8 protein-coding genes are annotated in these 15,239 nt (G+C 48.1%); 7 read left to right on the forward strand and 1 reads right to left on the reverse strand.

What is annotated here, in order from left to right; translation table 11 throughout:
• Positions 1-24: 24 nt before the first annotated feature.
• Complete coding sequence (locus FSB84_RS02415) at positions 25-3,150, reverse strand: SusC/RagA family TonB-linked outer membrane protein (protein ID WP_130543069.1); 3,126 nt, start codon at positions 3,148-3,150, stop codon at positions 25-27.
• A gap of 860 nt (positions 3,151-4,010) precedes the next feature.
• Between FSB84_RS02415 and FSB84_RS02420 the strand changes: the two genes are divergently transcribed.
• From FSB84_RS02420 to FSB84_RS02450, 7 genes are all read left to right on the forward strand, one after another.
• The gene (locus FSB84_RS02420; RefSeq protein WP_130543068.1) at positions 4,011-5,927 is read left to right on the forward strand and encodes a sialate O-acetylesterase; all 1,917 of its coding nucleotides are present in this window, start codon (positions 4,011-4,013) and stop codon (positions 5,925-5,927) included.
• A gap of 12 nt (positions 5,928-5,939) precedes the next feature.
• Positions 5,940-7,484, forward strand: coding sequence for an alpha-N-arabinofuranosidase (locus tag FSB84_RS02425; RefSeq protein ID WP_130543067.1), 1,545 nt, complete (start codon positions 5,940-5,942; stop codon positions 7,482-7,484).
• A gap of 183 nt (positions 7,485-7,667) precedes the next feature.
• Positions 7,668-8,696, forward strand: coding sequence for a LacI family DNA-binding transcriptional regulator (locus tag FSB84_RS02430; RefSeq protein WP_130543066.1), 1,029 nt, complete (start codon positions 7,668-7,670; stop codon positions 8,694-8,696).
• Between the two features lie 27 nt (positions 8,697-8,723).
• Complete coding sequence (locus tag FSB84_RS02435) at positions 8,724-10,820, forward strand: alpha-glucuronidase family glycosyl hydrolase (RefSeq protein WP_130543065.1); 2,097 nt, start codon at positions 8,724-8,726, stop codon at positions 10,818-10,820.
• Between the two features lie 4 nt (positions 10,821-10,824).
• On the forward strand, positions 10,825-11,574 hold the full coding sequence (locus FSB84_RS02440) for an SDR family NAD(P)-dependent oxidoreductase (RefSeq protein WP_130543064.1): 750 nt from the start codon (positions 10,825-10,827) through the stop codon (positions 11,572-11,574).
• 26 nt (positions 11,575-11,600) lie between these two features.
• Positions 11,601-14,159 carry a glycosyl hydrolase 115 family protein gene (locus FSB84_RS02445; protein WP_207234304.1) on the forward strand — a complete coding sequence of 853 codons (2,559 nt, stop codon included), beginning with the start codon at positions 11,601-11,603 and terminating at the stop codon, positions 14,157-14,159.
• 12 nt (positions 14,160-14,171) lie between these two features.
• A complete protein-coding gene (locus tag FSB84_RS02450; protein ID WP_225979963.1) occupies positions 14,172-15,236 on the forward strand; it encodes a glycoside hydrolase family 43 protein in 1,065 nt (354 codons plus the stop codon).
• The last annotated feature ends 3 nt before the right edge of the window (positions 15,237-15,239 follow it).

A 15,239-nucleotide genomic window follows, 5' to 3' on the forward strand; every position in this document is an offset into this window, starting at 1 on the left:
TGTTTCGTACTCAGAAAGCAACATTTAATAAGTGATGTTCACGCCGATGGTGAAAGCCCTCATTACAGGCCTGCCATCCACTGTCAATCCCTGCACCACTGTGCGCGTGACATTATTATTGTCGGTCACTGCCAATTCGGTTTCCGGGTCCCAGCCATTCCAGTCTGTCCAGGTGATCAGGTTTTTGCCACTTACATATACATTGAGCGCCTGGAAGGGGATCTTTTTGATCAGTCTGCCCAGATTGTACGACAATGAAATATCCTGCAGCCTGATAAAACTTCTGTTTTCCCACATTCCATATTGATTGGTGGCAGGATTATTTACGTTTACCCCTGCCGTTATTTTAGGTTGAGTTCCTGAAATGATGCGGGGATATTTTCCACCCGGATTTGCAGGTGACCAATAACTGACCTGCACCAGATCGTTATTGCGGATGGCATTGTCGTCACGGAAGTAGCTGCGATTATTATTACCGAGATAGCCGTCCTTACCCCCCTGGATAGCGTTGATGAACACCATCAGTGAGAATCCTTTGTAGCTAACTGTATTCATCCAGCTGAAACGGTAACGGGGGTTTCTGTCGCCCTGGAACATACGATCATTTTCAGGAGTGATCTGGTTGTCTCCATCACGGTCAAGCAGACTCATGGATCCAACAAAGAAACCGGGAAGCGGTGTGGACCCAATTTGATAGATGCCGGTCGTTTTATAATCGTACACTGTATTCAATGGTCTGCCGATATAAAGGTTACTGGAGATGAGATCGTCTTCCACTCCATCCTTGTTGGCATCAATACCAGTGAGTGAAACGATCTTATTGGTATTCTTCCAGAAATTGAAGGAGGTGGTCCAGTTGAAATCACGCTGATCGATCACACGATAGGAAACAGACGCCTCAAATCCCTTGTTGCGCAGCTGTCCGAGATTGGTAAGAATGCTGGGGAATCCTGTAATTTCGGGTAGCGCTACCGGATAGAGAAGGTCATGTGTATTATTGATATAATACTCCAGGTTACCAGACAACCTGTTGTTGAATAAACTGAAGTCCATTCCAAGGTTCACTCCCTTTGTTCTCTCCCATTTCAGATTTGGGTTGCCCAAAGCCGTCACTTGTTGTCCGAATGCTGTTGTGCCGCCATCGCCATATACATATGCGGCTCCGGTGATCACTTTCGCTATTGAACTGTACCTGGAGGTCATGTTGCCGCTTTCACCATAACCAGCACGCAGTTTTAGTGTGTTCAGGAACGTTAGATTCTTCATGAACGATTCACTGGAAATCACCCAGCCCAATGCCAATGTGGGGAACAATGCATACTTATGATTGGCAGCGAAGCCGGAATAACCGTCCCTGCGAACAGTAGCTGTGAGCAGATATTTATTATCGAAACTGTAATTGATCCTGCCCATTTGATAATTCAATGCTTCTTTCCATCCACTGGAACCGGCAAACTGAATGGCGCCAAGCGTCAGGTTGTTATAGCTCAGGTTCAGGCGATCGAACCCTGTGGCCCTTGCCCCGGTGGAATCATACCTCCGCTCGATAGCACCATACACCGCTGTTGCAGTGATGCTGTGATCGCCGAAACTCTTTGTGTAAGTAAGGATATTATCCAGTGTATAGTCGTAGTAATGGGTGTTGCGCTTATATGCTTCACCTGTGCGGTTGGCGCCATAAATGCTGGAGCCATACTGACGAAGTCCTGTATAATTGTTGCCAAAGTTCAAACGATAGGTCAATCCTTTCAGGAAAGGGAAGTTCATTTCAGTATATACATTGGCGAACAGATAAGTGCTTCTGTCGAAATTATCTACATAGAAAGTATTGAATGGATTGGGCATTACCGTATTGGTGGGAAAAGGAATGAGCTCCCCTTTGTCATCGAAAGGCTTTTGGAGCGGCGACATGAAGATAAGGCCACTAATGCCGGGCTCCGCCCCATCCTGGTTGACGAAGGAACCATTCGATACCAGTCCTATCTTCCACCAGTCCAGCGCCTTTATTTCCAGGTTGGCCCTTACAGATCTTCTTTTGAAGATATCGTTCATGATAAAACCTTTCTGATCAACATAGCCTCCGGAAAGCAGATAGTTGAACTTATCTGTCCCCCCCGAAATGCTGAGATTGCCTTCATAGATAAGGCCTGTTTTTGTGCCTTCATCCCACCAGTTGAAATTATTGGGCAGGAGTCCTTCACTGTTGCGCATAGTGGCATCCACGAAATTGGTTACATCAAAGCTTTCATTAGGTTTCGTGTATTCGGGGCCGGTATATGACTGGTTATAGTAAGCTTCCCTGATATCATTCAGGTATTCATCCCGGGTTCTCGGCCTCAGATCAACATTAGGTTTCTGTGAAGTGTAAGCGCTGGAGAAAGCTACACGTGGCCGCTGGTTGTTGCGGCCTCTGCGGGAAGTGATGAGGATAACCCCGTTGGCTGCCTGCGCTCCGTAGACTGCCGTGGAGCTGGCGTCCTTCAATACGTCGATGCTGGCAATATCATCGGGATTGATGGAAGACAATGATCCCGTGAACTGGATTCCATCCAGGATGATCAGTACACTCGTGTTACCACCGATGGTGTTGATACCACGGATGGAGATGGGAGGCGTTCCACCGGCATAGGTGGAAAGCCCTACATTCAAACCGGGAACGGTACCCTGCAGCATTTGACCGATATTGGTGTTGGGCGCTTCTTTCAGCGCTTCCAGGTTTACACTGGCAACAGCGCCGGTTACATCTTTCTTCCTTTGGGTACCATAACCTACAACCACAACCTCACTCATATCCTGCGCCACTGTGAGCAATTCCACTTTTATAGTATTTTCATTCCCGACAATGATCTCATTATTGACATATCCCACATTTGAAATAACTAGCACGGCTCCCCGGGATGCAGTAATGGTGAAGTCACCGTTGTCATTGGTGGAGGTTCCTGTATTGGTGCCTTTTACCTGTACCGATGCTCCTGATACAGGCGCACCCGTTTTGGTAGTAACCCGGCCTTGAATCTTTTTGTCCTGGGCAGACGCGGGCAATACCCAGAGCAGGCAAACAGTCAGCAGAGATACGAACAGTAACCTGCCCGGGGATAAGCAGGTTGGATTGGTCGCATTTCCTCGTTTCGCAGTTGTTTCGTTACGCATTTTTTTGGCAGTTTAAGCAATGTAGAAATATAGTGATAGGGAGTGAGCTGCCGGGTATGACACCTGGAACAGCGAATAAAATTTGTAAGGGAGTATATGAGACAGCGAAGAGAGATCCGGAACATTACACATTCCCCTCTCCATGTAAGCATACGCAAAGGAGAAGGAAAACAAAGCAGCAGGGGAAAAGACGGCATGAGCTGTTTCATATAGCAGTTGGCTTGACCGTTTCAATCGTTATAACAAGCATTTCTCAACACTTGCTATAACGAATATAGTGAAATTTCCCAAAATTACAACCGATTGCAATTTTTTTGATAAAAAAGCATTCTTGACAGGCTCAGACAGAATTGACTGATGTACAGCAGGTTCTATTACATCAGTTGATCGCTGCCCTGATACAGGTCTGATTTATTCTTTATACTAACAAGCAAGTCAGCTCTGCACCCCGGCTCATACATATATATAATACGTATCAAGAACAGCTAAGAATAGCTTCCATCCTGCCTTCCATGCAAACTCAAATAAAATGCGGCAGAGAAATGTATCTAAAACACAGGTTGTTTAGAAAGAAGAACAGCGGCGACAACGGAGACCTGCAATTCCATGCTCATTAAATTGATCAATTGCCGAAAAAAGCATTCTCTATTCTAATTTTTTCCCGATATTTAAGCAACCGATTGCAAAAGAAAAATGATTATTACTGGTTTAAGGCCCGAAAAATGAAGACTATACGGATCTTTCCAGCCAGGCGAAGCGGAGAAGCCGCCCAACCAAAATAATAATAAAAGGCCGGCCTCCTTTTTGTCTTCGGCATAGCAACCAGCCGCCAACTAACGAATGCGAAACTTTATTGAGAAATGAGAACCTTAACGATTGCCTTCACCCTGCTCCTCTTCCAATTCCCCTGCATTGCACAGGTAAAACTGCCTTCCCTCATCAGGGACAGCATGATCCTGCAAAGGAACAGCCAGGTTCCGGTCTGGGGATGGTCATCACCAAAAGAGAATATAACGGTGAGGCTTAGAGGAAAAACTTATCGCACCACAGCAGATACAAAAGGCAACTGGAAAGTAATTCTCCCACCTGCAGAAGCCGGAGGTCCATACATCATAGAGATCAGCGGCAAGAATAAAATTGTACTGAAAGATGTTCTTTTCGGTGATGTTTGGTTCTGCTCCGGCCAGTCGAACATGGTGCACCAGATGAATATTCATGATATCAGCTACGCAGCAGATATTGCAAATGCCAACTACCCGAAAATCAGGCAATGCTGGATACCAACACTCACCAGCCTGCAGGGCCCCAAAGAAGATCTGCCTCCAGTTCATTGGAGACCTGCCTTAGGCGATGAGGTCAGGCCCTTTTCGGCAGTAGCTTATTTTTTTGCAAGAAAAATCCATGAACATTACAAGATCCCTATCGGCATCATCAATGCAAGTGTGGGAGGAACGCCCATCGAAGCATGGATAAGCGAAGAAGGACTGAAAGACCTTACTACGCTTTACAATACCATTCAAAAGAACAAAGACACTGCCTGGATCAACAGCCTCAACCGAAAAACACCATTATCTTCCAACCCGCCACAAGAGCCGGCAGACCGAGGTTTGGCCGGTCCGCTAAAATGGTTCGAGCCGGCTTTTACTCCCAAAGGATGGCGCACGATCAATATTCCGGGATATTGGGAAGACCAGGGCGTGAAAGACCTGAACGGAATCGTCTGGTATCGTCGTGAGATGGAAATTCCTGCCAGCATGATCGCTCAGCCTGCCAAAGTTTTTCTCGGAAGGATCGTAGATGCAGATGAGCTCTACATCAACGGTCAAAAAATTGGCAATACCACTTACATGTATCCGCAAAGAAGATACTCTGTCAAACCTGGCATCCTGAAAGAAGGCAAAAATGTTTTTGTTGTGCGCGTTACCAATAATTCCGGGAAAGGCGGATTTGTTCCGGATAAACCTTATTGCATTTTTTCAGGTAAGGACACAATTGATCTCAAAGGGACCTGGCTCTATAAACCAGGATTGGTGAACAGTCCATTCAGCAGTGGACCTTCCGGAGGCATCTCACCGCAAAGCCAGCCAGGCGCCCTTTTTAATGCAATGGTAGCCCCGGTTATCAATTACGCAATCAAAGGATTTTGCTGGTACCAGGGCGAAGCCAATGCCGGACAGCCACAAAACTACCTCTCATTGATGCAGGCGCTGATCCGCAACTGGCGGGCATTATGGAAGCAGGAAGATCTTCCGTTCCTGTATGTGCAACTGCCCGGATTCATGGATTATAATTACCTGCCGTCCGAAAGCAACTGGGCACTGATCAGGGAAGCGCAGTTGAAAACATTGTCAGTTCCCCGTACAGGCATGGCCGTTGCCATCGATCTGGGAGAATGGAATGATATTCATCCCGACAATAAAAAAGATGTGGGCGAAAGACTTGCCCTTCAAGCCCTCCATCTCGCCTATGGCGAAAACATCACCTGCTCCGGCCCGGTCCTTCAATCCTGCAGAACAGAAGGCAACAAGATCACTATCCGTTTCAGCCAGGAATTGTCCACCACCGATGGTGAGCCTCCCGCTGAATTCGCCATTGCCGGCGCTGATAAAAAATTCCTTTGGGCAAAAACAAAAATAGAAGGCAATAACCTCATCGTATGGAGTGATGAAATTAACCAAGCCAGATTCGTTCGCTACGCCTGGTCCGACAATCCGGTCAATCCCAACCTGATCAATAAAGAGGGATTACCTGCATCACCATTCAGAACCGATAATTGAAAAAAGAAAAATATGAAAAAGATACTCGCCATTGCAACTGCCACAACGATGTTTGCCGGTGTTTCCTTTTCGCAAAACAGGATCACACTCGATATTGCGAAAGCCAGGGACACGATCAACAAGAATATCTACGGTCATTTTGCGGAGCACCTCGGACATTGTATTTATGATGGCATCTATGTGGGAGCAGACAATCAGAAGATCCCCAACAGGAACGGGATCAGGCTCGACATTGTGGAAGCACTGAAAAAACTCAAAACGCCTGTCCTGCGCTGGCCCGGCGGCTGCTTTGCCGACACTTATCACTGGAAAGATGCGATCGGTCCCCGGGAAAAAAGAAAAGCCATCGAGAACTTCACCTGGGGCGGAGTGCGGGAAGACAATAGTTTTGGCACTCATGAATTCCTCGAGCTCTGCGAGATGATAAATGCAGAACCCTATCTCGCTATCAACATGGGCAGCGGAACTGTACAGGAAGCTATGGAATGGGTACAATACGTGAACCATCCCAACGGTACCAGTCACCTTACAGACCTGCGGCAACAAAACGGAAGATCAAAACCCTGGAATGTAAAATACTGGGGAATAGGAAATGAATCATGGGACTGCGGCGGAAACATGACTGCAGCTTATTACGTGAATGAATACAAAAAATACGCAACTCTCGCTACCAGCTACAACAATAGTGAAGGATTGTACAGGATCGCTGTGGGACCAGGTACTGAAGACTACAGCTGGACAGAGACCGTAATGCGCGAAGTACCTTTGAAAAGACTGGAAGGCCTGTCCATCCACCACTATTCCGTGATCAACTGGTCAGCGAAAGGTTCTGCCACCGGTTTTTCAGAAGATGAATATTTCAGCACAATGGAACAGGCATGGAGAATGGAGCGCATGGTAAAAAAGAATAGTGAAGTAATGGACAAATACGACCCCTCCAAAAAAGTTGGACTGGTAGTGGATGAATGGGGCGGCTGGTACGAAGTGGAAAAAGGCACCAACCCCGCATTCCTTTATCAGCAGAACTCGATGCGGGACGCAATGATCGCAGGCCTCACGCTCAACATATTCAATAATCATTGCGACCGCGTACGCATGGCCAACCTGGCGCAGACCGTGAATGTGCTTCAATCCGTTGTACTGACGAAAGAAGAAAAACTGGTGCTCACCCCTACCTACCACGTCATGGAAATGTACAATGTTCACCAGGATGCTCTCTTATTACCACTTACCATCAGCAGCAGTAATTATGAACTGAATGGAAAAAAGATACAGGCCGTTTCTGCATCAGCATCGAAAGACAGGAATGGCGCGATCCATATTTCACTGGTGAACATGGACGCCGGGAAAGCGCAGGAGATCAGTATCGATCTTGGCTCAGCTGCGGTGAAAACTGTATCCGGCCGCATCCTTCAGTCCGCACAGTTACAAGACCATAACAGTTTCGAAAATCCTGAAAAAGTAAAACCGGCTGAGTTCAGGAAAGCTGCGTTGAAAGGCAAGGAACTGAGCGTAAATCTCCCGGCATTCTCAGTTGTAGTGCTTGAATTGAAATAATTACTGTAATGACACGCTATTTAAACCGATTGCATTTTTAAAGCCAATCACATAACTTACTTATGAATCGGCACGACCAGATAGCAGACAGGAATTTAATCGTAGTTCGGTACAGATCATTGTACAAAAAGAAATCTTTGTAATTCGGCTTATTTTCTTGAATTTTATGCAACCGATTGCAACATGAAAGTCAAAAAAGACGTAACGATATACGATATCGCACAGAAACTGGCCCTTTCATCGGCCACTGTCAGTCGCGCGCTGAAGGACCATCCCGCTATCAACAAGAACACCCGGAAGAAGATCCAGCAGACAGCCCGCGAAATGGGTTATCGCGCCAATACCTTTGCCAGTAACCTGCGCAAACAAAAGACCAATACCATTGGTGTGATGGTGCATGAGCTCAATTCAAACTTCATCACTTCCGTACTCGCTGGCATCGAACAGGTGACCACTGAAGCCGGATACGACCTGCTCATTGCCCACTCTTCAGAAAGTTACGCCAAAGAAGCAGCCAATGCCATGAACTTCTTCCACAAACGCGTGGACGGACTCATCGCCTCTCTTTCCTTTGACACCGAAAACCTGGATCATTTCAAACTCTTTGAAGAAAAGAATATTCCCATTATCTTTTTCGACCGCGTGGAAGAGAACAGTGAGAGCACAAAGGTGATCATCGACAATTACAAATGCGGCTACCAGGCCACTGAACATTTGATCTCGCAGGGATGCAGGAACATTGTGCTGGTAACTGCCAATCTCAAAAGGAACGTATACGCACAGCGGCATAAAGGATACACAGATGCGCTCTTTGATCATGGCATCCCTTACAAAAAAGAACATGTGCTGATCAAGGACCTCAGTGAACAGTGCGGTGTGGAAGCCGCGATGCAGATACTCAAAATGAATCCCAGGCCGGACGGAGTTTTCATCACCAATGATTTTTCCGCCGCCGTCTGCATGCAAACGCTGAAAGAAAATGGCATGCAGGTACCGAAAGATATCGCCGTGGTTGGATTCAATAACGATGCCATCGGAAAGATCGTTGAGCCCAGGCTCACCACCATCCATTATCCCGGCATCGATATGGGAGAGATCGCTGCGCGCAATCTCATCAATCACCTGGAAGGATTATCGGATATCAGGCATACACAAACGATTGTGGTGAGATCGGAACTGATCATCCGCCAGTCATCCGTCAGACAACCCTGATTGCCGTCAACAAACGACTGCTGCTTTATGAAACGAATTGCTTTTATCCTTGCCATCTTCATCACAGGCTTTTGTAAGGCTGAAACCGGCTATGAGCTTTGGCTACGCTACCAGCCCATAGCTAACGCCCAATACGTCAATGCCTGTAAACAACTCATACGTTCACTTGAAATAAAAGGAACATCGCCTACACTTCGTGCAGCCCGCTCAGAGCTGGAACGAGGATTGAATGGCATGCTGCGTATCAACCTTCCACTAAGCCACAGCGGAAGCATCTTACTCGGCAAACCTGAAAACATTCCGGCTATCACTCCCGCCATCAAAGAACAATTATCGAAAGCAGGCACCGAGGGCTTCCTGATCAAAACCATTACCATCGGCGGAAAGAACCGGATACTCATTGCGGGGAATACAGACCAGGCCCTCCTCTACGGGGTATTCCATTTTTTGCGACTGATACAAACTGAACAACCGGTCCGGCAACTCGATATACTCTCTGTTCCACGCAGCCCCCTGCGCCTGCTCAATCACTGGGACAATCCAGATCGCACTATCGAAAGAGGATATGCCGGTTTCTCGCTCTGGCAATGGAATAATCTTCCTGCCTATATAGACCAGCGCGTAATCGACTATGCGCGCGCCAATGCCAGTATCGGCATCAATGGTACCGTACTCACTAACGTGAACGCAAATGCGCTTATCCTTACCCCGGAATTCCTGCAAAAAGTGAAAGCCCTGGCAGATGTATTCCGCGTATATGGCATCAAAACTTTCCTTACAGCACGTTTCAGCGCACCGATAGAGATCGGAGGACTCAAAACAGCGGACCCGCTCGATCCGGCGGTCCGTGAATGGTGGAAAAAGAAAGCGGATTCCATTTACCAGCTGATCCCAGACTTTGGCGGTTTCCTCGTAAAGGCCAACAGTGAAGGACAGCCCGGCCCGCAGGATTATGAACGCACCCATGCCGATGGCGCCAATATGCTGGCCGAAGCGCTCGCGCCGCACAAAGGTATCGTGATGTGGCGGGCATTCGTGTACAGCCACACTTCAGACGACCGCTTCAAACAGGCTTACGAAGAATTCAAACCACTCGATGGAAAATTCAGCTCTAACGTACTGGTACAAGTGAAGAATGGACCGATCGATTTTCAGCCAAGAGAACCCTTCTCTCCCCTTTTCGGCGCTATGCCGGCCACACCACTGATGATGGAATTCCAGCTCACGCAGGAATACCTTGGGCAAAGCACACATCTCGTTTACCAGGCAACACTGTATAAAGAAACCCTGGATGCAGATACTTACACAAATGGAAAGGGATCCCCTGTAAGCAGTACCCTGAGCGGATTTGCAGGCGTGGCCAATATCGGCAACGACCTGAACTGGTGCGGGCATCCCTTTGCGCAAAGCAACTGGTATGCCCTGGGAAGGCTGAGCTGGGACTATACACTAAGCAGCGAAACGATCGCTACCGAATGGATCAAACAAACTTTCACCCCCCAGCCTGCCTTTGTTCAGCCCGTTTTGAAAATGATGATGCGCTCGCGGGAACTGCTGGTGAATTACATGACCCCACTGGGCCTCACGCATATGATGTACAATGATCACCATTATGGCCCAATGCCCTGGGGTAATACGCTGAACCGTCCCGACTGGAACCCGGTATATTACCACAAAGCAGATAAGGCAGGTATTGGATTTAACCGGACAGGCAGCGGCAGCAATGCGCTCAGACAATATGCAGCGCCTGTGCAGCAACAGTTCGAAAACATAGATAATTGCCCGGATGATTACCTGCTTTGGTTCCATCATGCTTCATGGGATCACAAAATGCAATCAGGCCGCACCCTTTGGGATGAACTATGCTACAGGTATCATACCGCAACGGATTCCGTCCGGGCCATGCAGCAGCAATGGAAAAGCCTGCAGCGCTTTGTAGATGCAGAACGGTTCAGCCATGTACAGCAAATGCTGGCTATACAAGCCTCTGAAGCGGCCTGGTGGCGCGATGCATGCCTACTGTATTTCCAAACCTTCTCCGGTAAGCCTTTCCCTGCCGGATATGAACAACCGAAACATGATCTGGAATACTATAAGGATCTCCGCATTCATTTAACTTATTGAAATCATGGAAAACAATAAAAGGAAAATAGCCATTGTTACAGGAGGAGGATCAGGCCTCGGACTGGCTATTGCTACGGCTTTCACGAAGCATGGCATCGAGACGGTGATCGTAGGGAGGGACGAACATAAACTGGAACTGGCGCAACAGCAGCTTGGCGTGCTTTGTCACCCGAAAGTTCAGGACCTGACCGTCCTGAAAGCATTACCCAACTTTGTGCAATCCATCACAGAAGAATTTGGATCGATAGATATTCTTGTGAACAATGCAGGCATCAACCAGAAAAAAGAATTTACCGATGTAACCGACGAGGATTTCATCAATATCATCAATACCAACCTGGTTTCGGTTTTCTCTTTAAGCCGGGAAGTGGTGAAACAGATGCTGGTACAGGGTTCCGGCAGCATCGTGAATATCAGTTCCATGGCTGCCCAGTACGGCATTCCGAAAGTGATCAGCTATTCCGCCAGCAAAACCGCCATCGAGGGCATCACCCGCGCCATGGCAGTAGAACTATCGCCCATGGGTATACGCGTAAATGCGATCGCTCCGGGATTCATCTATTCAGACATGACAGACAAAGCCCTGAACAGCGATCCCGAAAGAAAAACAAAAGTATTCAGCCGTACTCCAATGGGAAAAATGGGACAGCCCGCCGATATCGGCGAAGCCGCCCTGTTTCTTGCCGGCGATTCGGCTCAATACATTACCGGTGTGGTACTGCCGGTGGACGGAGGCAACTCCATCGGATTCTGATCTGACAAATTAACCAATTGATTGTTTTGAAAGCTCCTTTGCTCCATATGATCCTGGGTACCGTAATGGTACTGCTGATGCGCAACTCAGAAGCGCAACTGGTAGCCGCCCGTGCTGATGCATCCACCTACAGTTTGAACAAGGTTAAGATCCTGGTGGCCCCCAATGATCATGAAGTAGTAAGAAAAGCTGCTGCGCTATTGCAGCAGGACATTTTCCTGATCACAGGGGAAAGACCAGCCATCATAGAAAAGCCGCAACCCGGGAAATTGATCATCATCGGTAGTTCGGATCGATCGGGCATTATCCGGCAACTCCACGGAAAGAAAAAGCTGAACCTAACTGAAATCAGTAACCGCTGGGAAGCATTTCATATTTCGTCCATAAAAAATCCTCTTCCCAATATTCCGGAAGCCCTGGTGATCACCGGCAGTGACGCCCGTGGCACGGCTTTCGGAGTACTGGAGCTTTCGAAGCAGGCCGGCGTTTCGCCCTGGTACTGGTGGGCCGATGTGCCTGTACAGAAAAAGCAATCGATCCATATCAAAAGATCCGCCAGCATCACAGATAGTCCGCTGGTGAAATACCGCGGTATCTTTTTGAACGATGAGGCTCCCGCTCTCAGCAACTGGAGCCGGCAGCATTTTGGAGGCTTTCGCGCCGGGTTCTATGAGAAAGTATTTGAACTGATGCTGCGTCTCAAATCCAATTATATCTGGCCTGCCATGTGGGGCAATGCATTTTATGACGATGATAGTCTGAACATCAAAATGGCTGAGCAATATGCCATCGTGATCGGCACCAGTCACCATGAACCATTGATGCGTGCACACGATGAATGGCGGCGCTACGGCAACAAACAATTATGGAACTACGACAGCAGCACGATGGCGCTCCGGGATTTCTGGCGCAAAGGGCTGCAGCGCGCCACCAATGAAAAGATCGTGACTGTTGGCATGCGTGGGGACGGCGATGAGCCCATGAGCCGGGAAACCGCCACCAGCCTGCTGGAACGCATTGTGGCCGATCAGCGGAAAATCATCAGTGAAGTCAGCGGCAAACCCGCTAATCAAACACCACAGCTCTGGGCCCTCTACAAGGAAGTGCAGGACTATTACGACAAAGGAATGCGCGTACCCGACGACGTTACCTTACTGCTCTGCGACGATAACTGGGGTAATATCCGCAGGCTGCCTGCGCCCGATGCCAATAAACGCAAAGGCGGGTACGGAATCTATTATCATTTCGATTATGTCGGCGGCCCCCGCAATTATAAATGGATCAACACCAACCCGCTTCCCCGCGTGTGGGAACAGATGCACCTGGCATGGGAATATGATGTAAAACAGATCTGGATCGTGAATGTGGGAGACCTCAAACCCATGGAGCTTCCCATCTCCTTCTTCCTGGACTATGCCTGGAACCCAACCAGGATCGGACCTGCAGACATCCGTGCATACACTGAACGATGGGCAGCGCAACAATTCGGAGACCAGCACCAAAAGAAGATCGCAGAGCTCCTCGCCGCTTACACAAAGATCACCGGGAGAAAAAAACCTGAGCTATTGAATGAGAACAGCTACAACCTTGCCGGAGGAAACGCTTTCAGTTCCGTGATCGAAGAAACCGGAAAACTGGAAAAAGAAACAAAAGCAATCGCCGCTCAACTTCCGGCCACTTACCGGGACGCCTTTTTCCAACTCGTATTACATCCCATTTCGGCTGTGAACAATCTCTATCAACTCTATTATTACACTGCCCTGAACCAGCACCATGCGAAATACAATCTCGCCATCGCCAACAGGTACGCTGATACTGCAAAACAACATTTCGAAAACGATTCTCTGATCTCATTGCAATACCACCGCATCAATAACGGGAAATGGAACCATATGATGAGCCAGACCCATATCGGTTACACCTACTGGCAACAACCGCCTTTCAATAAAATACCCGCGCTGAAATACCTTGAAGCTCCTGAAGAAGAAAAACTCATCAGCATCGATACTTTCGCTAAAACATCGAAAGAGCTTATTCCGGCAGGCTTTTCCGGCAATCAGTTCTACCAATATTCCGGCTATGTATCGATGGATGCCGCACATTATTCAAATGCAGTCAACAGCAATGGTATTACCTGGACGGTGCTTCCGGACCATGGCCGTACCGGAGACGCCATCACGCCATTCCCGGTTATAGCTCCCCGTCAGCAGCCCGGCGGGAACGCTCCAAAACTGAGCTATGATTTTTATGTACGCGATGCATCTGCGTTTGAGCTCTCTGTGTATTGCTCTCCTACCCTCAACCTGCAGCATACGCCGGAAGGCATGCAGTTTGCCGTGAGTATCGATGAACAGGAACCACAGATCATGGAACTCAATAAAGACGATGGAAATACAAGAATCTGGGAAACATGGGTAGCCAACAATATCATCATAAAAAAAACAAATTTGTATATCAGTAAACCCGGAAAACACACCCTTCATTTCTGGATGGTGGACCCCGGTGTGGTTTTGCAGAAACTGGAGCTCAATGCCGGCAAAGCAAAACCAGGCCATCTGGGATTTCCTGAAACACTACATCGATAAAACAGTACGATCATGCCAATGAAATTTCTCCAGCCAGTTCTTGCAACAGCAGTAGCCATGAGCCTTCTGTTGCCGGCAGCTTTTGCACAGAAAGGAACTTTGAAGCGCGAACCTGTATCGCAACCACTGATCAAAAAACAGTTCACCGCCGATCCGTCCGCACATGTATTCAAGGGAAGGATCTTTCTCTATCCATCACATGATATCGAATCCGGCGTTGCTGAAAACGACAATGGCGATCACTTCAACATGAAGGATTACCATGTCTATTCCATGACCGATGTGGAAGGGAAAGTGAAGAACCATGGCGTTGCCCTCTCCCTCGACGATATTCCCTGGGCAGGCCGCCAGCTCTGGGCGCCTGATGCTGCCTACAAAAACGGGACCTACTATCTTTATTTTCCGGCTAAAGACAAACAGGATATTTTCCGCATCGGCGTTGCCACCAGCAAAAAACCACAGGGGCCCTTCAAAGCGGAGGCTGAGCCCATCCCGGGCAGCTACAGCATCGATCCCTGCGTATTCCGCGATGCTAACGGTGATTACTACATGTATTTCGGCGGCATCTGGGGAGGCCAGTTACAACGCTGGAAGAACAATCAATACAACAGCACGGCCCCCATCCCCCAACCCGGTGATACAGCCGTTCTTCCACGTGTAGCCAAACTTTCAGCCGATATGAAATCCTTTGCTGAGCCCGTTCGTGAAGTTCAGCTCCTGGATGAAAATGGAAAACCGTTCATGGAAAACGATAAAGAAAAACGCTTCTTCGAAGCTGCCTGGGTGCATTATTACAACGGCAAATACTATTTCTCCTACAGCACCGGGGACTCTCACAATATCTGTTATGCCATCGGCGATAATCCATACGGTCCCTTCACCTATAAGGGCGTATTGCTGGAACCCGTGGAAGGCTGGACCAACCATCATTCTATCGTTTTCTACGATGGACATTGGTATCTCTTCTATCATGATGTGCAGATCTCCGGCAAAACATTCCTGCGCAATGTAAAAGTGACTGAACTCTTTTACAACGAAGACGGAACTATCAGAAAACAAAACGCATATAAAAACTGATTG

Origin of the sequence: Pseudobacter ginsenosidimutans (assembly GCF_007970185.1) — a bacterium.
In the GTDB taxonomy this organism is placed as follows: domain Bacteria; phylum Bacteroidota; class Bacteroidia; order Chitinophagales; family Chitinophagaceae; genus Pseudobacter; species Pseudobacter ginsenosidimutans.

Coding starts and splice junctions, on each gene's coding strand:
- FSB84_RS02415 (WP_130543069.1), bottom strand. CDS start 3,150: ATGCGTAACGAAACAACTGCGAAACGAGGAAATGCGACCAATCCAACC.
- FSB84_RS02420 (WP_130543068.1), top strand. CDS start 4,011: ATGAGAACCTTAACGATTGCCTTCACCCTGCTCCTCTTCCAATTCCCC.
- FSB84_RS02425 (WP_130543067.1), top strand. CDS start 5,940: ATGAAAAAGATACTCGCCATTGCAACTGCCACAACGATGTTTGCCGGT.
- FSB84_RS02430 (WP_130543066.1), top strand. CDS start 7,668: ATGAAAGTCAAAAAAGACGTAACGATATACGATATCGCACAGAAACTG.
- FSB84_RS02435 (WP_130543065.1), top strand. CDS start 8,724: ATGAAACGAATTGCTTTTATCCTTGCCATCTTCATCACAGGCTTTTGT.
- FSB84_RS02440 (WP_130543064.1), top strand. CDS start 10,825: ATGGAAAACAATAAAAGGAAAATAGCCATTGTTACAGGAGGAGGATCA.
- FSB84_RS02450 (WP_225979963.1), top strand. CDS start 14,172: ATGCCAATGAAATTTCTCCAGCCAGTTCTTGCAACAGCAGTAGCCATG.